Source organism: Pseudomonas sp. PA1(2017), assembly GCF_001945375.1.
Classification (GTDB): domain Bacteria; phylum Pseudomonadota; class Gammaproteobacteria; order Pseudomonadales; family Pseudomonadaceae; genus Aquipseudomonas.
Map to the genome: position 1 here is coordinate 78913 of NZ_MSXU01000010.1, position 20267 is coordinate 99179.

Sequence of the window (20267 nt, forward strand, 5' to 3'; positions counted from 1 at the left end):
GATGAGCCTTCGCACCGCCCACGTTCAGTTGCATACGGCCGCCCTGCTGGTCGGCGTTTCGGCGCTGTTCGGCGAATCACTGAAGGTCAGCGCCAGCATGATCGTGCTGGGCCGCTCGGCCTTCGCGCTCTTGGCCCTGAGCCTTTTCTGCCTGTGCCTGGGCAAGCGGCCCTGGCGCGGCGTCACTTCGGCCACCGCTGCCAAGCTACTGGCCACGGGCCTGGTGCTGGGGGCGCACTGGCTGCTGTTCTTCATGGCGGTGCAAACCGGCGGCGTGGCCGTGGCGACCCTGGGCTTCGCCTCGTTTCCCGCGTTCACCGCGCTGACCGAACGGCTGGTGTTCGGCCAGCGCCTGGGGCGTAGTGATCGCGGGATACTGGTGCTGGTATCGATCGGGCTGGTACTGATCACCCCGTCGTTCGACCTGCGCGATGGCGCCACCGTCGGCCTGCTCTACGGCGTGCTGTCCGGTGCGATATATGCGGCGATTGCCGTGGCCAACAAGCATGCGGCCAGCAACGTCGATGGCCTGGCTTCGTGCTGGTGGCAATGCCTGGCAATCAGCTTCGCGCTGCTGTTCTGGTGCCTGCCGGAGATGCCGACCATCAGCACTCACGACTGGTGGCAACTGGCGGCCCTGGGCGTGCTGTGCACGGCCCTGGCCTACAGCCTGTTCATCGCCTCGCTGCGCCACGTGCGCACCCACACCGCTGCAGTGGTGATCACCATGGAGCCGATCTATGCCATCGCCGGCGCCTGGTTGCTGTTCGGTGCCGTACCGACCGCCGGCATGTTGCTCGGTGGCGCGCTGATTCTTGGCGCCGTGGCCTGGGCCGGCCTGCAGGGCGGCCACTGACCACTCTTACTCAAGGTTGCCAGGTGGTGCGCTCGCCGCTGAGCCGGTGGTCGAGAAAGCTCGCCGCGCTGATCAGTGCCAGGTGGCTCAGCGCCTGGGGCGTGTTGCCCAGATGGTGGCCGCGCTTGTCCAGTTCCTCGGCGTACAAACCCAGCGGGTTGGCATAGCGCAACAGTTGCTCGAACTCCAGATGGGCCTTTTCAATCCTGCCGGCACGCGCCAGGCACTCGACGTACCAGAACGAGCACGCCATGAACGAGCCCTCCTCGCCTTCCAGCCCGTCGTCGGTGCGATAGCGATACACCATGCCGTCGCGCACCAGTTGCTGCTCGACGGCCTCCAGGGTCGCCAGCCAGCGCGGGTCGGTGGCGGCGACGAAACGCATCAACGGCATCAGCAGCATGGAGCCGTCGACGTCCTGGCAGCCGATGCGCTGCACGAAATGGCCGCAGCTCTCGTCCCAGAAATTGTTCCATATGTCGTCATGGATGGCCTGGCGCTCGTCGTTCCAGCGCGCGAACGGCGCCGGCAGCGAACGTTTCTGGGCCAGGCGGATGGCACGATCCAGCGCGACCCAGCACATCAGCCGCGAATGCAGGAAATGTTGCTCCTCGCCGCGAATCTCCCAGATGCCGACATCCTTCTGCTGCCAGCTGTCGCATACCTGATCGACGATGCCCACCACGTGTTTCCAACCCTCGTGGGAGATCGCCTCGCCGTACTTGTTGGCCAGGTAAACGGCGTCCAGCAGTTCGCCGAAGATATCCAGCTGGGTTTGCTCGTGGGCTTCGTTGCCGATACGCACCGGCTTAGCGCCGCCATGGCCGGCCAGGTGATCGAGGGAGCTTTCAGGCAAGTGATGCTGCCCGCGCAGGCTGTAGAGAATGCGCAGGTGCGCCGGCGTTTCCGAGCAGTCTTCGACGCGGTCGCGCACCCAACGCATGAAGGCATTGGCCTCGTCGGAGAAACCCAGACGCATGAAGGCGTATACGGTGAACGAGGCGTCGCGAATCCAGGTGTAGCGATAATCCCAGTTGCGCTCACCGCCCGGCGCTTCCGGCAGGCCGTAGGTGGCGGCGGCGATGATGCCGCCGTGCTTGCGCGAGGTCAGCAGCTTGAGCGCCAACGCCGATCGATGGACCATCTCGCGCCAGCGTCCGCGGTAGTTGGACTGCTTCATCCAGCGCCGCCAGTACCTCACGGTCTCGTCGCGGCAATGCTCGCAGGCACCAGCGGACACCAGAGGATCATCCGGCGCACCGAGCACGAACTCCGCGTGCTCGCCTTCGCGCAGCTCGAATTCGGCAACTGCGCACTGATCGTCGACCTCCAGCGCCTCGCTCGCCGATAGCCGCAGGCTGGGTTGGCCCGGCGCAGTGAACAGCACGTCGCCGCCTTCCAGCTCGGCGACCGTGTCAGCGCGGCTGTAGTCGTGGCGCACCCGGCAGCGCAGGCGGATGGTGGCGTGGCCGGAGACCACGCGAATGGTGCGAATCAGCCTTGGCGCAGCGTCGACATCCGCGTTGATCGGCATCAGGTCGGTGCATTCCACTATCGCCTGCTCGTCCAGCCAGCGCGTTTGCAGCACGTTGGTATCAGGCAGATACAGCTGTTGACGGCGCGCCTCGGGCAGATCCGGCGCCAGCTGGAAAACCCCGGCTTCGGGCTTGTCGAGCAAGGCACTGAAGATCGACGGGCTGTCGAAATCCGGCCAGCAGAAGAAGTCCACGCAACCACTGTCGGCGACCAGCGCGGCACTGCGCATGTCGCCGATGATGCCGTGGGCCTCGATGGGCATCTGACGATTATGGATATCAGCCATTGTCACGAAACTCCGGGTAAAGGCTCATGCCGCCGTCGATGAACAGCGTGGTGCCGTGAACGTAATCAGCCATGTCGGAGGCCAGCCAAACCACCGCATTGGCGACGTCCTGAGCGTCGCCGATACGGCCGTAGGGAATCAGCTCGAGCAATTTGTCGGCAGCCGCACCTTCGGTGGCTTCACGGTTGATCGCGGTGCGGATGGCCCCCGGCGCAATTGCGTTGACGCGAATGCGCTGCTCGCCCACTTCCTGGGCCACGCTGCGCATCAGCAGGTCGAGCCCGCCCTTGGAGGCCGCGTAGTTGGCGCGCCCTGCCCAGGGAATCAGCTGGTGCACGGAACTCATCTGGATGATCTTGCCGGCCGCGCGGGAAATCTCCTCGCGAATGCCCTGCTCGGCGAACTGCCGCAGCGCCGCGCGCACGCAGAGAAACTGACCGGTGAGGTTGACCTGCAGCACCTGGTTCCACTCGTCCAGGCTCATGTCCACGGTCGGCGCGTCGCGCTGCATGCCGGAATTGGCCAGCAGAATGTCCAGCCGCCCGAACGCGGAAAGGGTTTCAGCGAACAGCGCCTCGACGTCCTGCTCGCTGGACACATCCGCCTGTACGGCGATGGCCTGGCCACCACCATCGCGAATTTGCGCGGCGAGCTTTTCGGCAGCCTCACGCCCGGACCGATAGTTGAGCACCACCGCGGCGCCCGCTTCGGCCAGCGCCTTGGCCGAAGCCGCGCCGATACCTGAACTCGCCCCGGTGACCAGCGCGACCTGAGACTGCAGAGAGATGAGCATGGCCGTTTCCCTTTCCTCGACTTGCTACACCTGACTGAAAGCAAAGCGGCAGAGTTCAGGGAAAAACCCGCTGCCGTCGATCAGGCTGCCAGCACCTCCAGGGCGGCGCTCCGATCCAAGAATAACCGGCCATGGGAGGAGAGTTGCCATGCAAGACATCGAAGCGCTGCTCGATTATCTGAAGCGTCACAAGTTGTATCTGACCACCGCCGAGTCCTGCACCGCCGGCATGGTCGTGGCGCTGCTCGCCAAGCATCCCGGCAGCGGCGAATGCCTGGACAGCGGTCATGTGGTGTATTCGCCAGCCGCCAAGAAACGCTTGCTGGGCGTGAGCCAGCACACCCTCGACAACTTCAACCTGACCAGCGAGGAAGTGGCGCGGGCCATGGCCAAGGGCGCGCTAGACGGCAGCCCGGCCAATGTCGCCGTCGCCACCACAGGCGTCGCGGGTCCCGAACCACAGGGCGAGATTGCTGCCGGCACCCTGTGCTTCGCCTGGGCCTTTCGCCTGGCAGACGGCAACATCCAGCTGTATTCGAGCACCGAACATTTCGCCGGCGACCGCTCGCGCATCCTCGATGAAGCCGCCCGCTTCGCCCTGCTGCGCCTGCCCGAGCGGCACGCGCAGCTGCTTGGCGAGGGTTAGCGCCGGCCTTTACCAGGCAGGATCGAACCCAATACCTGCTTGGTGGCCTGGCGCAGGATGCCGCCCTGGTTCGGGTCGCCCTGCCACAGAGTGGACGCAAAGGCCTTGGCCTGGGCCAAGGTGATATGCGGCGGCAAAGGCGGCACATCGGGGTCGGTCTTGAATTCGATGACCACCGGGCGGTCAGCGGCCAGCGCCTGCTCCCAGGCCGCCGCGACGTCCTCCTCGCGGTCGACATATATCCCCAGCAACCCGATGGACTCGGCGAACTGGTGATAGGCGACGCTGGGAATGTCCTGGGAGGCCGAGAACTTCGGGTCGCCTTCCATCACCCGCTGCTCCCAGGTCACCTGGTTGAGGTCTTCGTTGTTGAACACCGCGCAGATCCAGCGCTTGTCCTGCCATTCGCGCCAGTATTTGGCGACCGTGATCAGCTCGGCCATGTTGTTCATCTGCATGGCGCCGTCGCCGACCAGCGCCACCACTGGGCGATCCGGGTGGGCGAACTTGGCGGCAATCGCATAGGGAACCGCCGCGCCCATGGAGGCCAGACCACCGGACAGCGAACAGAGCATGTCCTCGCGCATCTTTACGTCACGGGCGAACCAGTTGGCGCAGGAGCCGGAATCACTGGTCACCACCGCGCGATCCGGCAGGCGCGGCGACAGCTCGAAGGCCACCCGCTGCGGGTTGATCGGCGAAGCCGAAGCCATGGCGCGGCGCTTCAGGGTGGTCTGCCACTGCGCCGTCCAGCGTTCGATGCGCTTGCGCCAGGTGCGCAGCGTCTTGCGTTCGAGCAACGGCAGCAGCGCCTGCAGGGTGTCCGCGGCATCGCCCTGCAAATTGACCTCCATGGGATAGCGCAAGCCGAGCATGTCGGCCTGGATATCGATCTGCACGGCGCGCGCCTGGCCTTCCTTGGGCAGGAATTCGGCATAGGGAAAGCCCGAGCCGATCATCAGCAAGGTGTCGCATTCGTTCATCATCTGATAACTGGGCTTGGTGCCCAGCAGGCCGATGGAGCCGGTCACCCAGGGCAGATCGTCCGGCAGCGCGGCTTTGCCGAGTAACGCCTTGGCCACGCCGGCACCCAGCACTTCGGCCACCTCGGTCACCTGTTTGCCAGCACCGAGCGCGCCGGCACCGATCAGGATCGCTACCTTCTTGCCGGCATTGAGCACATCCGCGGCGCGCTGCAGGTCAGCCTCGTACGGCACAACCCGCGGCCGGCTGTAACCTACGCCCGAATGCAGGGTGCCGTGCTCGCGGGGCGGCTCCTCGTAGGGCAGCGTCTGTAGATCATTGGGCAGAATGATCGCCGTCACCCGACGATCGCCCAGCGCCGTGCGAATGCTGCGGTCGACCAGGTGACGCACCTGGGACGGCGCGCTGGCCTGCTGGACGAAGGCGCCGGCGACGTCCTTGAACATCGACAGTAGATCCACCTCCTGCTGGTAATGGCCGCCCAGGGCGTTGCGCGCCTGCTGGCCGACGATCGCCAGCACCGGCATGTGGTCCATGCGCGCATCGTACAAACCGGTGAGCAGATGGGCCGCACCGGGACCGGAGGTGGCGATGCATACGCCCAGGTCGCCAGAGAACTTGGCGTCGGCCGCCGCCATGAACGCGGCCATTTCCTCATGGCGCGCCTGGATGAAGCGGATCTTGCCCTCGGCCTTGGCCAGGGCGCCGAATACGCCGTTGATGCCATCCCCTGGATAGCCATAGATGCGCCGAACGCCCCATTCGTGAAGGCGTTCTACGATGAAATCTGCGACGGTCATGCTCATGGAAAACTCGCTCGAAGTTCGGGCCCGCTGGGCCGACATGGATGGAGTTGCCACGCGAGGTCTCTGTGCGCGACGGCTCGGCCCGGTAGTTCGCTGCCGGACAGAAAATCTTGACCGGGGCCCGCTCACAGAGGTTTAAGGTTTCTGCCAGACCGCTGCACCTGGGTTGAAGGCAAGCCGCCGCGGGGCAAAAAGATCGAACATGCAGCGCCCGTCACCCTCAAACCCTCTAGAGCAACGCACCGAGGGACGAGGCATGACCCAGCGAGTACCCGATCCGACCCAGGCACCCGACTTGCCAGGCGAGCCCCCTCCACTCGGCCAGCCCCACGAACCCGACAACGATGCGCTACCGGACAAGCCACAGCCCGACCCCGTTTGAGCAGGCTTGAACCGTTGGCCCGTCACATCAGGCAGGAGTGAACACATGGTCGCCTTCGAACCGCAATCGCAACCCGAACGACAGGGCCCGGCGCCTCAGAACGTCAGAGGCTGGGAGCGCCTGTTGTCCATCGGCGGGGGATTGCTGCTGGCCACGCTCGGCGCGAGCAAGCACGGCGAGCGTGGCCGGCGCCAGTTGAGCGTGGGCGGCCTGTTGCTGCTGCGTGGGCTGAGCGGGCATTGCAGCGTGAAAAGCGCGGTGGACGACCCGCTGGCTGAAATCCGCTACCTGCGCGCCCGTGTACAGCGCCTCCAGGAGCTGGTGCTGATGGCCGAGGAAGTCGCCGATCGCACCCGCGCCACGCCAGCTCCGCCCGTGCCGCCGGTACCAGTCACGCCGGCACCAGCGGACCTGGGCACGCCGATTGCCGATGAATTCGCCAGCCGCGAGCAGAGCCGATAACAGGCATTGCCATACCGCATTTTTAGCATCAACAGGTGTAGTCATATGGATAACGACAGCAAAGACCGCCCGCACAAGCGCCCTGCCAAGATCATTTCCGGGCACTGGCAGCACGATGCTCAGGAACGACTACGCGCACGCATCCAGGCCGAGCAGTCGCATACCGATGAGTTGGAAGCCCTGGCCAACATCGCCCGCTCCACCATCGCCGACCTGGAAAACCCCGACGCCATGGCCTCGCCGGATCGCTTGCGCGAGGCCGGGCGCCAACTCGCCGCTCTACGCGACGCCTTGAACAACTACAGCGGCCACGCCGTGCACAGCGTCGACCGCTTCGCCCGCAAGCATCCGCTGTGGCTGGCGGCCGGCGGCGTGGCGGTAGGCATTTTGGTGAGTCGCGTGTTGCGCAAGCGACGCAGCCACGCTGATGGCTATTCCCATGGAGGGACGTTGCGATGAACGACGATCTCCGGCAACCGCCACTGGAGCCCTCGCTGCTCGGCCTGCTGCGCCAGTTGACGCGAGAAGTGCAGACGCTATTCACCAAGGAGCTGGCGCTGGCCAAGGTCGAGCTCAATGCTTCGTTGCAAGCCACAAAGACCGGCATCGCCGCCGTCGCGGGCGGTGCCATCGTGCTGCTGTGCGGCGTGCTGATGCTGCTGCTCGCCGCTGTCTATGGCCTCAGCGAAGTGATGCCGCCTTGGGCGGCCGCATTGATCGTAGGCGTCGTGGTGATCGTGATCGGCCTGATCATGCTCAAGGTCGGGCAACAGAAATTCGCCCCTTCCCAACTCACTCCCGAACGCACCCTGGACTCCTTGCAGAAAGACAAGGAAGCGGTGCAGAGGCAAATGTCATGAGTACCCATAGCAGCATCGCCACCGAATCGCTCAAGTCCCCGGAAGTGCTCGAGCAGGAAATCGACCAGCAGCGCAGCCGTATCGATGCACTTATCGATGACGTGGAGGCACGCCTGACCCCGCAGCGGCTGATCGACCAAGCGCTAGCCTATGGTCGCGACAGCGGCGGCCTGGAAATGGCCGAACGCCTGGGGCAAACCCTCAAGGCCAACCCGGTACCGGTCGCCATGACCGCCATCGGCCTGGCCTGGCTGGCCGTCGAGCAGGCGCGCCGACACACGCCGAAGGCGCCCGAGCCTGATGCGCCGGAGGATCACGAATCCCTGGCCGATGCCCTGCACAGTGCCAAACAGTCGCTGGAACAGAGCACCCAAGCCGCGCGCCGCAAACTGCACGACCTTGCCGATGGTGCCAGCGCCGCGACACAACAGGTCAAGCAGAGCGCCAGCGCCGTGAGCCAGGCCGTGCATCGCCACCCGTGGGCCTTCGCGGCTGCCGGTTTGGCAGCAGGCGCCTTGGTGGGGCTGCTGGGCACAGGGCGCCGGCACTCGCTAGAAGACGAGCTGGTAAAGGAAAGCTACGTGGTGCCGGATATCGAAGCCGGCTTCGATGAACTCGCCGATGTGCCGGATGACGAGCCACCCTTTCGCCCCGGCGCGATCTGACGTCGGGTAAAAGGCGAAACGCAGAAACGAAAAAAGCGCCCTAAGGCGCTTTTTTACGTTGCTCCCGGGTGTTCAGTGGGCCCTGGAAGCGATATATGGCGCAGCGGACGGGACTCGAACCCGCGACCCCCGGCGTGACAGGCCGGTATTCTAACCGACTGAACTACCGCTGCGCATACCTCGATTGGTGGGTGATGACGGGATCGAACCGCCGACCCTCTGCTTGTAAGGCAGATGCTCTCCCGGCTGAGCTAATCACCCTTCACTCTCGAAGTGGGGCGCATTCTAGAGAGCACCCTGCCCCTTGGCAACCCCCTTTGTGAAAAAAATTTATTGGCGATCCAAAGGCTTAGCAATCACCGCCATTTGGCGGGGCAAATCACGCGACGACTCGATATGGGGTTGGCCTAATCCAACAGCGGAAGGAATAATGCGCCCTCGCGCGGGTCTGATCGTCGCGCGGCGTGATTGCCTATCCGCCGCCAGACTGCCCATGCGCTGCCTGAGGCAGCTGCCATGCGCCCGAATTGAAGATTTCCTGCGCGCCGCGGCGCGCACCCATTAACTGGAGACAACCCGCTCATGTGGTTTCGCAACCTGCTGGTCTACCGCCTCACCCAGGACGTCGACTTCGATACCGAAAAACTGCAAACCGCACTGGCCGCCAAGCCGGCGCGCCCCTGCGCCAGCCAGGAACTGGCGACCTATGGGTTCGTTGCCCCTTTCGGCAAGGGCGAGGATGCACCGCTGGTGCATGAAAGCCAGGGCTTCCTGCTGATCTCCGCTCGCAAGGAAGAGCGCATTCTGCCCGGCAGCGTGGTCAAGGACGCCGTGAAGGAGAAGGTCGACGAGATCGAAAGCGAGCAGATGCGCAAGGTCTACAAGAAGGAGCGCGAGCAGATCAAGGACGAGATCGTCCAGGCCTTCCTGCCCCGCGCCTTCATTCGCAAGTCCGCGACCTTCGCCGCCATCGCCCCGGCCCAGGGCCTGATCATCGTCAACGCCTCGAGCCCCAAGCGCGCCGAAGACCTACTCTCCACCCTGCGCGAAGCCATCGGCTCGCTGCCAGTGCGTCCGCTGACCGTGAAGATCGCTCCGAGCGCGACCATGACCGACTGGGTCAAGGCCCAGCAGGCCGCGGCCGACTTCCACGTGCTGGACGAGTGTGAGCTGCGCGACACTCACGAAGACGGCGGCATCGTGCGCTGCAAGCGCCAGGACCTGACCGGCGAAGAAGTGCAACTGCACATGAGCTCCGGCAAGCAGGTGACCCAACTGTCCCTGGCCTGGCAGGACAAGCTGTCCTTCGTGCTCGATGACAAGCTGGTGGTCAAGCGCCTGAAGTTCGAGGACCTGCTGCAGGAGCAGGCCGAACAGGATGGCGGCGACGACGACCTGAGCCAGCAGGACGCCAGCTTCACGCTGATGATGCTGACCCTGATCGAGTTCCTGCCGGCACTGTTCGAAGCCCTGGGGGGCGAAGACACTCCGCAAGGACTCTAAAGGCTGCTGCGCGTCGGCCCTGCGGCGTTGAAAATAGGCTCGAAACGCTCATGTACAAAAGTACAGTCGGTCGCGACCCGGCCGCTTGATTCGCTGCGCTCACCCTACGGGCCAGCCTTCGGCTGTTACTTCGCTACGCTGCGTTTCTCGCCTATTTTGTGGGGGCCGCCTAGGCTTGCAGGGCTTTAGCTCGCGAGCCTTTCAATTGCAGCTGCTCTCTTGCAACAGCCCAATACCCCGCTCCATCCGACCGCCACCGCTGTCTATCCAACAATAACTGGCTGCACAGTGCTCCGCCTTTGGAGCCTGCTACGGCTTTATAGGGAATTTCTGCCATGTCTGCCTTGGTCGCCCTCAGCCGCTTCGTCGGCAACACCTTCGCCATCTGGGTTCTGCTATTCGCCGTGCTGGCGTTTCTGCTTCCGAGTGCCTTCCTGCCGCTGACGGCATTCATCGTGCCGCTGCTCGGGTTGATCATGTTCGGCATGGGCCTGACCCTGAAAGCAGAGGACTTTCGTGAAGTGGGGCGGCGCCCCGGTCGCGTGCTGGTCGGCGTGCTGGCGCAGTTCATCATCATGCCGGGCCTAGCCTGGCTGCTCTGCAAACTGTTCGCCCTGCCACCGGAGATCGCCGTTGGGGTAATTCTGGTCGGCTGCTGCCCAGGCGGCACCGCCTCCAACGTGATCACCTGGTTCGCCCGGGGCGACCTGGCCCTGTCGGTATCGATCACCTCGGTCACCACACTCATGGCGCCCGTGGTGACACCGGCGTTGATCTGGCTGCTGGCCTCCGAATGGTTGCCGGTGTCCTTCTCGGCCATGTTCCTGTCGATTCTTCAGGTAGTGCTGCTGCCCATCGTTCTCGGCCTGATCGTGCAGCGCGTGCTGGGCGACAAGGTTCGCGTGGTGGTGGATATCCTGCCACTGACTTCGGTGCTGGCCATTGTCGCCATTGTCGCCGCGGTAGTGGCGGCCAGCCAGGCGAAGATCGCCGAGTCGGGCCTGCTGATCATGGCGGTGGTGATGCTGCACAACGGCCTCGGGCTTGGCCTGGGTTACCTGGCCGGGGTACTGACCGGCATGCCCCTGGCGCAACGCAAGACGCTGTCCATCGAGGTCGGCATGCAGAACTCCGGGCTCGGCGCGGCCCTGGCCAGCGCCCACTTCTCGCCGTTGGCGGCAGTGCCCAGCGCATTGTTCAGCGTGTGGCACAACCTCTCCGGCGCGTTGCTGGCCACCTTCCTGCGGCGGATGAAGGACGACAAGCCGGCCGATTGAACGGCTTGCCCCAACCGGCCAATCGTGCACACTATTGGAGCACGCCGGGGACGACCCCGGCTCAAGTGCATGATTACCGGGGACGACCCCATTCGACTGGAGTCGCCTATGTCCTGGATCATCCTGTTCTTCGCCGGCCTGTTCGAGGTCGGCTGGGCCGTCGGCCTGAAGTACACCGACGGTTTCACCCGTCCCCTGCCGACCGTGCTCACCATCGCCGCCATGCTGGTCAGTTTGGGCCTGCTCGGCCTGGCCATGAAGGAGCTGCCCCTGGGCACCGCCTACGCGATCTGGACGGGCGTGGGCGCCGTTGGCACGGTGATCGCCGGGATCATCCTGTTCGGTGAGTCCATGGCATTGATCCGCCTGGTCAGCGTGGCGCTGATCATCTGCGGGCTGATCGGCCTGAAGATGAGCCACGGCTGAATGAAGAAGCCCGCCGATTGGCGGGCTTCTTCATTCAGCGATTATCCCCACGCAACGCCTTAACCTCGGCCTGCAGCACCTGCCGCGTCGCCGACGTTGCCTCGATGGGCGCCCCCGCTACCAGGTCGATCCGCGACCAGAAGCGGCGGAACAGGCCCTTGCGCGGATCACGGCTGAAGAAGCTGCCCCACAGCCCGCCCAGCGCCATGGGAATCACCGGCACCGGGTTGTCCTGCAGGATGCGCTCCACGCCCGCCTTGAACTCGTCGATCTCGCCGTCGGCGGTCAGCTTGCCCTCCGGGAAGATACACACCAGCTCGCCGTCGCGCAGGTATTCGCCGATGCGCTTGAACGCCGCATCGAACACCAGCAGGTCTTCGCTGCGCCCGGCGATCGGCACCGTGCCGGCGGTGCGGAAGATGAAGTTGAGCACCGGCAGGTTGTAGATCTTGTAGTACATGACGAAGCGCACCGGGCGACGCACCGCACCACCGATCAGCAGCGCATCGACGAACGACACGTGGTTGCACACCAGCACCGCCGGCCCCTCTTCCGGAATCGAGTCGAGGCCCTTGTGCGACACCCGGTACATGGAGTGGCCGAGCATCCAGATCAGGAAGCGCATGGTGAATTCGGGGACGATCTTGAAGATGTAGCTGTTGACCGCCACGTTCATCAGCGAAATGACCAGGAACAGCTGGGGGATCGACAGCCCGGCGACGCTCAGGAACAGGATCGACACCACTGCCGAGACGACCATGAACGCCGCATTGAGGATGTTGTTGGCGGCGATCACCCGGGCCCGCTCGTTCTCGGCGGTGCGCGACTGGATCAACGCATACAGCGGCACGATGTAGAAGCCGCCGAACACGCCAATGCCGAGGATCGAGGCCATTACCCACCAGGCGTGGCCGAAGCCCAGCAGCGCCAGCCAGTCGTAGGGCTGCGCCGCCTCGGGAATGCCGCCCGAGGCCGCCCAGAGCAGGATGCCGAACACCGTCAGGCCGATGGAACCGAACGGCACCAGGCCGATTTCCACCTTGCGCCCGCTCATGCGCTCGCAAAGCATCGAGCCCAGCGCGATACCCACCGAGAACACGGTGAGAATCAGGGTGACCACGCTCTCGTCACCGTGCAGCCACTCCTTGGAATAGGCCGGGATCTGCGTCAGGTACACCGCGCCGAGAAACCAGAACCAGGAGTTGCCGACCAGCGAGCGCGACACCGCCTTGGGCTGCGTCAGGCCCATGCGCAGGGTCAGCCAGGTTTGCCGGAAGATGTTCCAGTCCAGCGTCAGATCCGGCAGCGCGGCACCGGCCCGCGGAATGCCGCGGGCCGACAGGTAGCCGAGCATCGCCACCAGCACCACCGAGACGGCGACGATCACGCTGTAGTGAGCACTGGTGAGCATGATGCCGGCGCCGATGGTGCCCGCCAGGATCGCCAGAAAGGTGCCCATTTCCACCAGCGCGTTGCCGCCTACCAACTCCTCAGGCTTGAGCGCCTGGGGCAGGATCGAGTACTTCACCGGGCCGAACAGCGCCGATTGAATGCCCATGGTGAACAGCACCGCGAGCATCAGCGTCAGGTTGCCGAGCAGCACACCGAGGGCGCCGACCAGCATGATGAAGATCTCGAAGAACTTCAGCCGGCGGATCAGCAGGTCCTTGGCGAACTTCTCGCCGAACTGGCCGCCGAGGGCGGAAAACAGGAAGAACGGCAGGATGAACAGCATGGCCGCGACGTTGACCAGCAGGTCGCGATCCGCGTCAAGGCTGAGCTTGAAGAGAATCGCCAGGATCAACGACTGCTTGAAGATGTTGTCGTTGAACGCGCCGAGCAGCTGCGTGACGAAGAACGGCAGGAAGCGCCGGCTCTTCAGCAGAGCGAATTGCGAGTGCTGACTCATCGATACCTTTCCCTTTGCGGATTCGATGAGCATTGGACTGCAACTGCCCGGGCAAAGCCACAGCCATGGGCATTTTTGTCGACGCGTCGCGCCTTTTCAGTTGAACAGCGGGTTACCACGCAGGCGCGCAACGGCCAGGTCGACGAAGGCACGCACCTTGGCCGGCGCCTGACGGCCCTCGGGGTACAGCACGTGAATCGGCAGCGGTGGCTCCTCGAAGTCTTCGAGCACGATCTGCAACGCGCCCTCCTGCAGCGCCTGACCAACTTGATAGTGCAGCACCCGGGTCAGCCCCCAGCCGGCCCTGGCGGTGGCGATCGCCGACTCGTTGGTGTTGCATTGCAGCACCGGGTCTACCAGCACTCGCTGGCCCTCGGCGAAGCGCCATTCCGGTGAGGCCCAGGCGCTCTGCGACACGGCGATGCGATGGTGTTTCAAGTCGGCGGGCGTGGTCGGCACGCCGTATTTCTCCAGGTAACACGGCGCCGCGCAGATCACCCGGCGTACCGCGCCGACCTGGATGGCGGTAAAGCCCGAATCCGCCAGGTGACCGATACGAACCGCCACATCGATGCCCTCGTCGAGGATATTCACCGGCCGGTCGACGAAAAAGGTGCGCGCGTGCATGCCCGGGTAGGCATCCAGATAATCGAGCACCAGGGGCAGCACGTGCAGGTGGCCGAACATCGACGCCGCGGTCACCGCCAGGGTGCCGGACGGCTCGGCATAATGCCCGGCAGCGGCCAGTTCCGCCTCGGCGATGTCGGCGAGAATGCGCCGGCAATCCTGCAGGTAGCGGCTGCCGGCATCGGTAGTCTTCACCGAACGCGTGGTGCGCACCAGCAATCGCGCGCCGATCAGGTCCTCGAGGCCGGCGACGATGCGCGTCACCGCCGGCGCGCTCATGTGCATCTGCCGCGCGGTACTGGCGAAGCTGCCCGTCTCCGCGACCTTCACGAATACCCGCATCGCCTGCCAACGATCCATCCACCCGCTCCTCTGCTTTAAGCGTTGGCTGCGCTGGTGGCGCAGCCCAGCGAGTATGCCGTATCCGCGCGTCCTGAGCGGCAATGCGGTTCAGGGCTGCAAGGTCAGGCGCCCACGCAGAAATACCGCCATCCGAAATCTCGTAGGAGAGGCTTCAGCCTCGAGCTCTTGTGCGCCCCGCTGGCCAAAATCGAGCCTGAAGGCCCTCCCACAAAAGCTGCGCGGACTGCCACAGATTCGCTCTCTGCGCCGCTCAGAGCGCCAGTTCGAGGCGCTCGTCACTGGCGCCTTGCGGCTGCGCCGGTACTGCACAGCAGATCAGCACTTCATCATCGCCGTGGGGCGCGCTGGGTTCTTTCAGGTAGCTCACCGCGCCTTTCACCAGGCGCGTCTTGCAGGTGCCGCAAGAGCCTTCGCGGCAACTGAACTCCGGTTCCAGGCCGCGAGCCTCGGCCAGCTCCAGCAAGGTGCCGGAGCCCGGTGTCCAGCGCCCCTCCTTCAGGGACTCGGTAAACAGTACCGGCACCGCCTCGGTGGCCGGCGGAGCCGTCACGGCGGCCGCCGCCGGCTGATCGGGGCGACGCACCAGGGACGCCGGCCCGAAGCCTTCGGCATGGATGCGCCCATCGGCGATGTTGTAGCCGCGCAGGCCGTCGTACAGCCCCTGGGTGAAGGCCGGCGGCCCGCACAGGTAGAAGGCGTAATCGTCGAAGGCCAGATAACGGGTCAGCAGCGCCATGTCGATGCGCCCAGCAGTGTCGTAATCGACACCCGGCTCGGCGCCGCTGCTGTCGCTCAGCACCCGCACCAGCCTGACCGCGCCCTGGGCGGCGGCCACCAGGTCGCCGAGTTCGCGGTCGAAGGCGCGATCGGCTTTAGAGCGCGCGGCGTAGAACAATGTGACCGGCCTGATCCGCTGCCGACGCCAGCCTTCGTAGACCACATGGCGCAGCATCGCCAGCATCGGCGTGATGCCGATGCCACCGGCCAGCAGCACCAGCGGGCGCTCCTCCTGCGCATCGAGGGTGAATGCCCCGGCCGGCGCGCGGGCGTCGATCAGGTCGCCCTCGCGCAACCCGTCATGGATGAATTGCGACACCCGCCCCTCGCGCTTGACGCTGATCCGGTAGATGCCGTCGGACGGCGCCACCGACAGGGTGTAAGTACGAATCAGCGGCTTCTCGCCCGCGGCCATTTGCAGCCGAATCGGCAAATGCTGGCCGGCCAGGTGCGGCAACACCCCGGCACCGTCGACCGGCTCCAGGTGCAGGGAACGGATAGACCGGCTTTCCTGAACGATGCGCACGATCCTCATCGGCCGCCACTGTGTGGCGTACTGGGCCGCGCGCAGCTGACCGGCAGCCTGTTGCCAGTTGCCGGTGAGCAGCGAGCTGTCCGCCCAGCCGTCCTTGCGCATGGCCCAGCGCAAGGCCATGGCTCCCGGGCGCCGCATGATGCGCCGGGCACGAAAGGTCCACAGCCGCTCAGCGCCCTGGAAGGCACCGATTTCCGGGGATTCGAAGATCACCTCGGCGTCGCCGCTCAGTTGCAGCACGTCGCCCGTGGTGAAATCCACGAACAGCAGACCGGCCTTGCCGTTGAGCACGATGTTGCCGAGGGTGGAAAAGAACAGGTTGCCGTTGAAGTCCGGGATGGTCAGGGTGGCGTCGGCATTGATGCGCACGAAGCCGGTGTTGCCGCCACGGTGCGAGACGTCCACCTGGCGCTGCCCTTCGACATCGGCATAGGTCGCCACGAAAAAGGTGTCGGCGCCTTCGATCACCGCCCGCGCCGCGGCATCCAGCGCCGGCAACTGCTCGACGGTAGCGGCGAACGGCGCCGCCGGATCACGGGCAAAGGTGAAATCGCGCTGCTGGATGTAGCGTGGGCAGTTGCCGAAACTCTGCTCGACCGCCACCCGCAGACCCTTGCCGCCCGCCGCCACCACGCCGTTCATGCGGTTACGCCGACGGCTGTGCAGCTCGATGCCCAGAAGGCCCAACGCAGCGCCCTCGCCCATGCCCTCCGCGATGGGATCATCGGCCTGGGGCCGGGCCGCGATGTCCAGCGCGGTGGGCGTCGGCGAGGCCATGAAACCGGCCAGGCCTTCGAGCATGCCGGCCCAGGCATCGCCCTGCCCATCCACGCTGCCCAGCACGATGAACGGCAGCTGGGCGTAGAAATCCCGGTGCTGGTCGGGCATGAAGTCACGCACCACGCGCTTGCCGACCGCGTCCATCCGTTCGACTACACCGAGTTTTGCTTGGATGAAGGTTTCCCCCGAGTGCCAGGTGGCGGGCGCGTTCGCTGGGTCGCTCATGTGCGGTTCTCCTCGGCGGCAGCTCAAACGCCGGCGGTCAGCCCGGCAGGCGTCTGGGGAATGGCCACGAAGCCGGGCAGCGCCTCGATGCGCGCCAGGAAGGCCCGGACCTGCTCGTAGGCCGACAGGTCGACGTTGCCCTCCGGCGCCCGGGCCAGGTAGCTGTACAGCGCCACGTCGGCGATGGTCGGGTGGTCGGCGGCCAGCCACTGGCGATCGCTCAGGTGGCGCTCCAGGCGGGCGAGCAGTACGTGGGCACGGGCGATCACTTCTTCGGCATTGAAGTCGGCACCGAACACCGTGATCAGGCGCGCCGCGCAAGGGCCGTAAGCCAGTTCGCCGGCGGCCACGGACAGCCAGCGCTGCACCGCCGCCGCACCAGCGGGATCTTCCGGCAGCCAGTCGGTGCGCCCGGTCTTCTTGGCCAGGTAAACGAGGATGGCGTTGGAGTCGGCGACCACCACGCCGTCGTCTTCCAGCACCGGCACCTGGCCGAAGGGGTTGAGCGCGAGGAATTCAGGCTGTTTGTTGGCACCGCCGGCCAGGTCGACCTCGACCAGCTCGGGCTTCAGGCCCAGCAGCGAAGCGAACAGAACGGCGCGATGGGCATGGCCTGACAGCGTAACGTGATGGATTTTCATGGGTCGGCTCCTGGTTGACGGTGGGCCGGGAGAAGCCCCGTGCCGTGCAACCAGCTTGCGACCGCAGCGCGTTTTGAGGAATAGGCGTTGTCGGCATTACTTTATTGCGATAAGTGGAACAATCCGATTCCCGCGTCAGATGGGCAATTGCCCCAGCGCCCAGCGCAGCGCGAAGAAGATCACCAACCCGCCGCCGATGGTCGCCAGCAGATGGCGCGTCACCACGGCGATGACGATGGTCGCCAGACCCGCCAGCAGATAGGCGTTGTCCCAGTTCACGGCCCAGTTGCGACCGTCCGGCAGGAGCATGGCTGGCACCACGATGGCGGTCAGCACCGCGGTCGGCACGTAATGCAGGGCCTGACGCACCGCCTGGGGAAAGCGCAGGTTGGGAAAGGCGAACAGGCTGTAGCGCGTGGCGAAGGTGATCGCCAGCATGCCGAGGATCAGGATCCAGTTTTCCATCAGCAGGGCTCCTCCTGCAGGGGAGCCTGGGTGCGCTCGAGCAATACGCCGATCAGGATGCCGGCGAAAGCAGCGGCCATCAGCCCGAGTTTGTACGGCAGGTCGTGAAAGATCAGCGCGACCACGGCCGCCACCAGGGCGGCAGCGACCTGGGGGCGATTGCGCAACATCGGCACGACGATGCCGACGAAGGTGGCGATCATCGCGAAATCCAGCCCCCAGGCGGCGAGGTTCGGCACCGCCTGGCCGAACAGCAGGCCGATCAGCGTACAGCCGATCCAGTTGCCGTACATGGCCAGGCCGGCACCAAGAAAGTACCAGTGCTTGTTTGGCGAGTCGTCGTGCTGGGCATAGCGCTGCTGCACCACGGCAAAGGCCTCGTCGGTCAGCCAGAACGCCAGCGGGATGCGCCAGCGCTTGGGCAGGTGGCGCACGAACGGCTGCAGGGTGGCGCTGTACAGCGCATGGCGCAGATTGACCACCAGGGTGGTCAGCCACAGCACCGCCAGGGTGGCGCCGCCCGTGAGCAGGCTGACGGCGATGAACTGCGCGGAGCCGGCGAACACCAGCACCGACATGCCGATGGTCTGCCAGGCGTCGAGCCCGGCGGCACCGGCCAGGCTGCCATAGATGATGCCAAACGGCATGGCGCCGAGCAGCATCGGCAGCATGTCGCGCAGACCCTGGAAGAATTCTTGGTATCGGGACATCGGCTCGTCGCTTGACTGGAAAGATCGCCCGCTGGCAACCGGAAGCGCATCAGGCTAGCCCGGCCGGTCTCTGCTGTCTTGAACGATCTTGCGCAGTTCTCGTGATAATCGGGATTCTCTGCTGTAACTGTGGGAGCGGGCGGGGACGCATAGCAGGTAGCCCGGGTTGAGCGCAGCGATACCCGGGAAAACAAACCTGGGTATCGCTGCGCTCAACCGCAGGCTACGGGGCTGCGATGGCAAGCCTTGCGGTATTCACCTGGCCCCACGCCATACACCTGCTTGAACTGTCGCGTCAGGTGGCTTTGGTCGGCAAAGCCCAGTTGCAGCGCCACGCCCAGCGGTGCACAGCCGTCACGCAGCAGCGCCCGCGCCTGCTCCAACCGGCGTTGCTGCAGCCAGGCGTGGGGCGGCAGGCCGGTGGCGCGGCGAAACACCCGGGCGAAATGAAATGGCGAGAGGTTCACCGCGGCGGCCAGTTCCTCCAGCGATGGCGGCTCGCCCAGGCGCGCGGCCAGCAGCTCCTTGGCCAGGCTCACCGCCCGCGGTTCCAGACCGGCGACGGCCGCCTGTCTGACCCCGGCATGGCGCTGGAACAGCATCAGCAGCGTCTCGCGCCATGCCGTCTGCTGCTGCAGCACGCTGGCGTCGCTGTCGAGCAGGCGGTGCAACTGGCCGAAGGCCCGATGCAGTTCGACGTCCTGCAGCACGCTGGCGGCGAACGACGGCAGGCCGCGGTGCGCCAGGCCCAGTTCGTCGAGCACGCCATTGACCTGGGCCGGCGCCGGGTAGAAGGCGCGGTACAACCAACCCTGCTCATGGGCCGACGAGCCGGTGTGCACTTCATCCGGGTTGATCAGCACCATGCTGCCGACCGGCGCCAGGTGATCGGCACCGCGATGACGAAAGCGCTGGGCGCCGTGCTCGATCACGGTGAACACGAAACCTTCATGCACGTGCGGGGTAAAGCGTTGCTTGATGTAGCGCGCCTGCAGCAGCTCCACGCCGGCCAGCGCGGGGCTTTCCCAGAAGCGGATGCGCTCGCCGGTGGGCATGGCTCACACGCCGAAGCGTGCCTCCAGCCCGGCCTTGACCACCGGCCATTCCTGGTCGGTGATGCTGTACAGCACGGTGTCGTCGAGGCGCCCGTCGGCCAGGCGGCGATGATTGCGCAGCAGGCCCTCGCGAACCGCGCCGAGCTTTTCGATGGCGCGCTGGGAGCGCTGGTTGCTGGCGGCGGTTTTCAGTTGCACGCGAACCATCTGCCAGCTCTCGAAGGCGTGGCGCAGCATCAGGTACTTGATCATGCTGTTCAGGCCCGTGCCGTGCTGGGCGGCGTCCAGCCAGGTCCAGCCGATTTCCACGGCAGGCAGCGTCGGCATGAAGTCGGCGAAACGGGTTGTGCCGACCACCTGATCACCCAGGCGGATCACGAAGGGCAAGGCGCGCTCCTCGCGCTGATCGTGCAGGGCCTGGCGGTACCAGTCCAGGCGCTGGGTGCCGCTCATGTAGAGCAGCTCATCGCGATTGGCTTCGGCCAGGCTGACCAGCGCCGGAATATCGCCATCGAGCAACGGTTCGATGCGCAGGGCACCGCGCTGCAGGGTGATCAATTGCGGCTTGAACATCGGTTTTCTCCAGGTACAACGCTTGCCAGGCGTGTCAGTTTCTCACCGAATAAACGGCCTGTCTGCCAAAAAACGGCAGCGCCCAGCGTGCCGCAAGTGCACGGCGGTGCCCCTGCGACCTTGGT

Annotated in this window: 20 protein-coding genes and 2 tRNA genes; 9 read left to right on the forward strand and 13 right to left on the reverse strand. The window is 65.3% G+C overall.

What is annotated here, in order from left to right; translation table 11 throughout:
- The first annotated feature begins 1 nt into the window (after position 1).
- Complete coding sequence (locus BVH01_RS14920; RefSeq protein ID WP_075931110.1) at positions 2-856, forward strand: DMT family transporter; 855 nt, start codon at positions 2-4, stop codon at positions 854-856.
- Between the two features lie 10 nt (positions 857-866).
- Here BVH01_RS14920 and BVH01_RS14925 read toward each other — a convergent pair whose 3' ends face one another.
- Positions 867-2678: a glycoside hydrolase family 15 protein gene (locus BVH01_RS14925; protein ID WP_075931111.1), complete on the reverse strand. Its 1812-nt coding sequence runs from the start codon at positions 2676-2678 to the stop codon at positions 867-869.
- A complete protein-coding gene (locus BVH01_RS14930; RefSeq protein ID WP_075931112.1) occupies positions 2671-3471 on the reverse strand; it encodes a glucose 1-dehydrogenase in 801 nt (266 codons plus the stop codon). Before BVH01_RS14930 ends, BVH01_RS14925 begins: the two co-directional genes overlap by 8 nt.
- 148 nt (positions 3472-3619) lie before the next feature.
- Here BVH01_RS14930 and BVH01_RS14935 point away from each other — a divergent pair, with 148 nt between their 5' ends.
- Positions 3620-4117 (forward strand): CinA family protein, encoded by a 498-nt coding sequence (locus BVH01_RS14935; RefSeq protein ID WP_075931113.1) that lies wholly within the window; start codon positions 3620-3622, stop codon positions 4115-4117.
- On the opposite strand, the gene BVH01_RS14940 is transcribed toward BVH01_RS14935, so the two are convergent.
- Positions 4114-5907 (reverse strand): thiamine pyrophosphate-requiring protein, encoded by a 1794-nt coding sequence (locus BVH01_RS14940; protein WP_075931114.1) that lies wholly within the window; start codon positions 5905-5907, stop codon positions 4114-4116. The genes BVH01_RS14935 and BVH01_RS14940 overlap by 4 nt on opposite strands.
- Positions 5908-6334: 427 nt before the next feature.
- Here BVH01_RS14940 and BVH01_RS14945 point away from each other — a divergent pair, with 427 nt between their 5' ends.
- From BVH01_RS14945 to BVH01_RS14960, 4 genes are read left to right on the forward strand one after another with little or no spacing between them, the layout of a single operon-like run.
- Positions 6335-6751 carry a YgaP-like transmembrane domain gene (locus BVH01_RS14945; RefSeq protein WP_075931115.1) on the forward strand — a complete coding sequence of 139 codons (417 nt, stop codon included), beginning with the start codon at positions 6335-6337 and terminating at the stop codon, positions 6749-6751.
- A 45-nt stretch (positions 6752-6796) separates the two neighbouring features.
- The gene (locus tag BVH01_RS14950; protein WP_075931116.1) at positions 6797-7210 is read left to right on the forward strand and encodes a hypothetical protein; all 414 of its coding nucleotides are present in this window, start codon (positions 6797-6799) and stop codon (positions 7208-7210) included.
- Positions 7207-7611, forward strand: coding sequence for a phage holin family protein (locus tag BVH01_RS14955; protein ID WP_075931117.1), 405 nt, complete (start codon positions 7207-7209; stop codon positions 7609-7611). The genes BVH01_RS14950 and BVH01_RS14955 overlap by 4 nt, the downstream gene beginning before the upstream one ends.
- Positions 7608-8276: a DUF3618 domain-containing protein gene (locus BVH01_RS14960; RefSeq protein ID WP_075931118.1), complete on the forward strand. Its 669-nt coding sequence runs from the start codon at positions 7608-7610 to the stop codon at positions 8274-8276. Before BVH01_RS14955 ends, BVH01_RS14960 begins: the two co-directional genes overlap by 4 nt.
- Positions 8277-8372: 96 nt before the next feature.
- On the opposite strand, the gene BVH01_RS14965 is transcribed toward BVH01_RS14960, so the two are convergent.
- Positions 8373-8449, reverse strand: a tRNA-Asp gene (locus BVH01_RS14965).
- Between the two features lie 12 nt (positions 8450-8461).
- A tRNA-Val gene (locus BVH01_RS14970) sits at positions 8462-8537 on the reverse strand.
- Positions 8538-8858: 321 nt separating this feature from the next.
- Between BVH01_RS14970 and rdgC the strand changes: the two genes are divergently transcribed.
- The 3 genes from rdgC to sugE all read left to right on the forward strand — a co-directional run bounded on the left by rdgC (position 8859) and on the right by sugE (position 11482).
- A complete protein-coding gene (gene rdgC / locus BVH01_RS14975; RefSeq protein ID WP_075931119.1) occupies positions 8859-9779 on the forward strand; it encodes a recombination-associated protein RdgC in 921 nt (306 codons plus the stop codon).
- 335 nt (positions 9780-10114) lie between these two features.
- Positions 10115-11056 (forward strand): bile acid:sodium symporter family protein, encoded by a 942-nt coding sequence (locus BVH01_RS14980; protein WP_075931120.1) that lies wholly within the window; start codon positions 10115-10117, stop codon positions 11054-11056.
- A 108-nt stretch (positions 11057-11164) separates the two neighbouring features.
- Positions 11165-11482 carry a quaternary ammonium compound efflux SMR transporter SugE gene (gene sugE / locus BVH01_RS14985; protein WP_075931121.1) on the forward strand — a complete coding sequence of 106 codons (318 nt, stop codon included), beginning with the start codon at positions 11165-11167 and terminating at the stop codon, positions 11480-11482.
- 34 nt (positions 11483-11516) lie between these two features.
- On the opposite strand, the gene BVH01_RS14990 is transcribed toward sugE, so the two are convergent.
- The 8 genes from BVH01_RS14990 to BVH01_RS15025 form a co-directional block, all read right to left on the reverse strand.
- Entirely contained in the window at positions 11517-13391 is a 1875-nt protein-coding gene (locus tag BVH01_RS14990) for an MFS transporter (RefSeq protein ID WP_075931122.1), read from the reverse strand.
- Positions 13392-13487: 96 nt separating this feature from the next.
- The gene (locus BVH01_RS14995) at positions 13488-14378 is read right to left on the reverse strand and encodes a LysR family transcriptional regulator (protein ID WP_075931123.1); all 891 of its coding nucleotides are present in this window, start codon (positions 14376-14378) and stop codon (positions 13488-13490) included.
- A 253-nt stretch (positions 14379-14631) separates the two neighbouring features.
- On the reverse strand, positions 14632-16698 hold the full coding sequence (locus tag BVH01_RS15000; RefSeq protein ID WP_075931124.1) for a pyridoxamine 5'-phosphate oxidase family protein: 2067 nt from the start codon (positions 16696-16698) through the stop codon (positions 14632-14634).
- A 23-nt stretch (positions 16699-16721) separates the two neighbouring features.
- The gene (locus BVH01_RS15005) at positions 16722-17339 is read right to left on the reverse strand and encodes a glutathione S-transferase family protein (RefSeq protein WP_075931125.1); all 618 of its coding nucleotides are present in this window, start codon (positions 17337-17339) and stop codon (positions 16722-16724) included.
- Positions 17340-17474: 135 nt separating this feature from the next.
- Positions 17475-17804, reverse strand: a complete 330-nt coding sequence (locus BVH01_RS15010; RefSeq protein ID WP_075931126.1) for an AzlD domain-containing protein — start codon at positions 17802-17804, stop codon at positions 17475-17477.
- On the reverse strand, positions 17804-18514 hold the full coding sequence (locus BVH01_RS15015; RefSeq protein ID WP_075931127.1) for an AzlC family ABC transporter permease: 711 nt from the start codon (positions 18512-18514) through the stop codon (positions 17804-17806). Before BVH01_RS15015 ends, BVH01_RS15010 begins: the two co-directional genes overlap by 1 nt.
- Before the next feature lie 212 nt (positions 18515-18726).
- Positions 18727-19569 carry an AraC family transcriptional regulator gene (locus tag BVH01_RS15020; RefSeq protein WP_075931128.1) on the reverse strand — a complete coding sequence of 281 codons (843 nt, stop codon included), beginning with the start codon at positions 19567-19569 and terminating at the stop codon, positions 18727-18729.
- 3 nt (positions 19570-19572) lie between these two features.
- Positions 19573-20142 (reverse strand): GNAT family N-acetyltransferase, encoded by a 570-nt coding sequence (locus BVH01_RS15025; RefSeq protein ID WP_027906108.1) that lies wholly within the window; start codon positions 20140-20142, stop codon positions 19573-19575.
- Positions 20143-20267: the final 125 nt, after the last annotated feature.

What these genes read in the sequence shown, in the direction of transcription:
- BVH01_RS14920 (WP_075931110.1), top strand. Translation starts at nt 2, where the DNA reads ATGAGCCTTCGCACCGCCCACGTTCAGTTGCATACGGCCGCCCTGCTG.
- BVH01_RS14925 (WP_075931111.1), bottom strand. Translation starts at nt 2,678, where the DNA reads ATGGCTGATATCCATAATCGTCAGATGCCCATCGAGGCCCACGGCATC.
- BVH01_RS14930 (WP_075931112.1), bottom strand. Translation starts at nt 3,471, where the DNA reads ATGCTCATCTCTCTGCAGTCTCAGGTCGCGCTGGTCACCGGGGCGAGT.
- BVH01_RS14935 (WP_075931113.1), top strand. Translation starts at nt 3,620, where the DNA reads ATGCAAGACATCGAAGCGCTGCTCGATTATCTGAAGCGTCACAAGTTG.
- BVH01_RS14940 (WP_075931114.1), bottom strand. Translation starts at nt 5,907, where the DNA reads ATGAGCATGACCGTCGCAGATTTCATCGTAGAACGCCTTCACGAATGG.
- BVH01_RS14945 (WP_075931115.1), top strand. Translation starts at nt 6,335, where the DNA reads ATGGTCGCCTTCGAACCGCAATCGCAACCCGAACGACAGGGCCCGGCG.
- BVH01_RS14950 (WP_075931116.1), top strand. Translation starts at nt 6,797, where the DNA reads ATGGATAACGACAGCAAAGACCGCCCGCACAAGCGCCCTGCCAAGATC.
- BVH01_RS14955 (WP_075931117.1), top strand. Translation starts at nt 7,207, where the DNA reads ATGAACGACGATCTCCGGCAACCGCCACTGGAGCCCTCGCTGCTCGGC.
- BVH01_RS14960 (WP_075931118.1), top strand. Translation starts at nt 7,608, where the DNA reads ATGAGTACCCATAGCAGCATCGCCACCGAATCGCTCAAGTCCCCGGAA.
- rdgC (WP_075931119.1), top strand. Translation starts at nt 8,859, where the DNA reads ATGTGGTTTCGCAACCTGCTGGTCTACCGCCTCACCCAGGACGTCGAC.
- BVH01_RS14980 (WP_075931120.1), top strand. Translation starts at nt 10,115, where the DNA reads ATGTCTGCCTTGGTCGCCCTCAGCCGCTTCGTCGGCAACACCTTCGCC.
- sugE (WP_075931121.1), top strand. Translation starts at nt 11,165, where the DNA reads ATGTCCTGGATCATCCTGTTCTTCGCCGGCCTGTTCGAGGTCGGCTGG.
- BVH01_RS14990 (WP_075931122.1), bottom strand. Translation starts at nt 13,391, where the DNA reads ATGAGTCAGCACTCGCAATTCGCTCTGCTGAAGAGCCGGCGCTTCCTG.
- BVH01_RS14995 (WP_075931123.1), bottom strand. Translation starts at nt 14,378, where the DNA reads ATGGATCGTTGGCAGGCGATGCGGGTATTCGTGAAGGTCGCGGAGACG.
- BVH01_RS15000 (WP_075931124.1), bottom strand. Translation starts at nt 16,698, where the DNA reads ATGAGCGACCCAGCGAACGCGCCCGCCACCTGGCACTCGGGGGAAACC.
- BVH01_RS15005 (WP_075931125.1), bottom strand. Translation starts at nt 17,339, where the DNA reads ATGAAAATCCATCACGTTACGCTGTCAGGCCATGCCCATCGCGCCGTT.
- BVH01_RS15010 (WP_075931126.1), bottom strand. Translation starts at nt 17,804, where the DNA reads ATGGAAAACTGGATCCTGATCCTCGGCATGCTGGCGATCACCTTCGCC.
- BVH01_RS15015 (WP_075931127.1), bottom strand. Translation starts at nt 18,514, where the DNA reads ATGTCCCGATACCAAGAATTCTTCCAGGGTCTGCGCGACATGCTGCCG.
- BVH01_RS15020 (WP_075931128.1), bottom strand. Translation starts at nt 19,569, where the DNA reads ATGCCCACCGGCGAGCGCATCCGCTTCTGGGAAAGCCCCGCGCTGGCC.
- BVH01_RS15025 (WP_027906108.1), bottom strand. Translation starts at nt 20,142, where the DNA reads ATGTTCAAGCCGCAATTGATCACCCTGCAGCGCGGTGCCCTGCGCATC.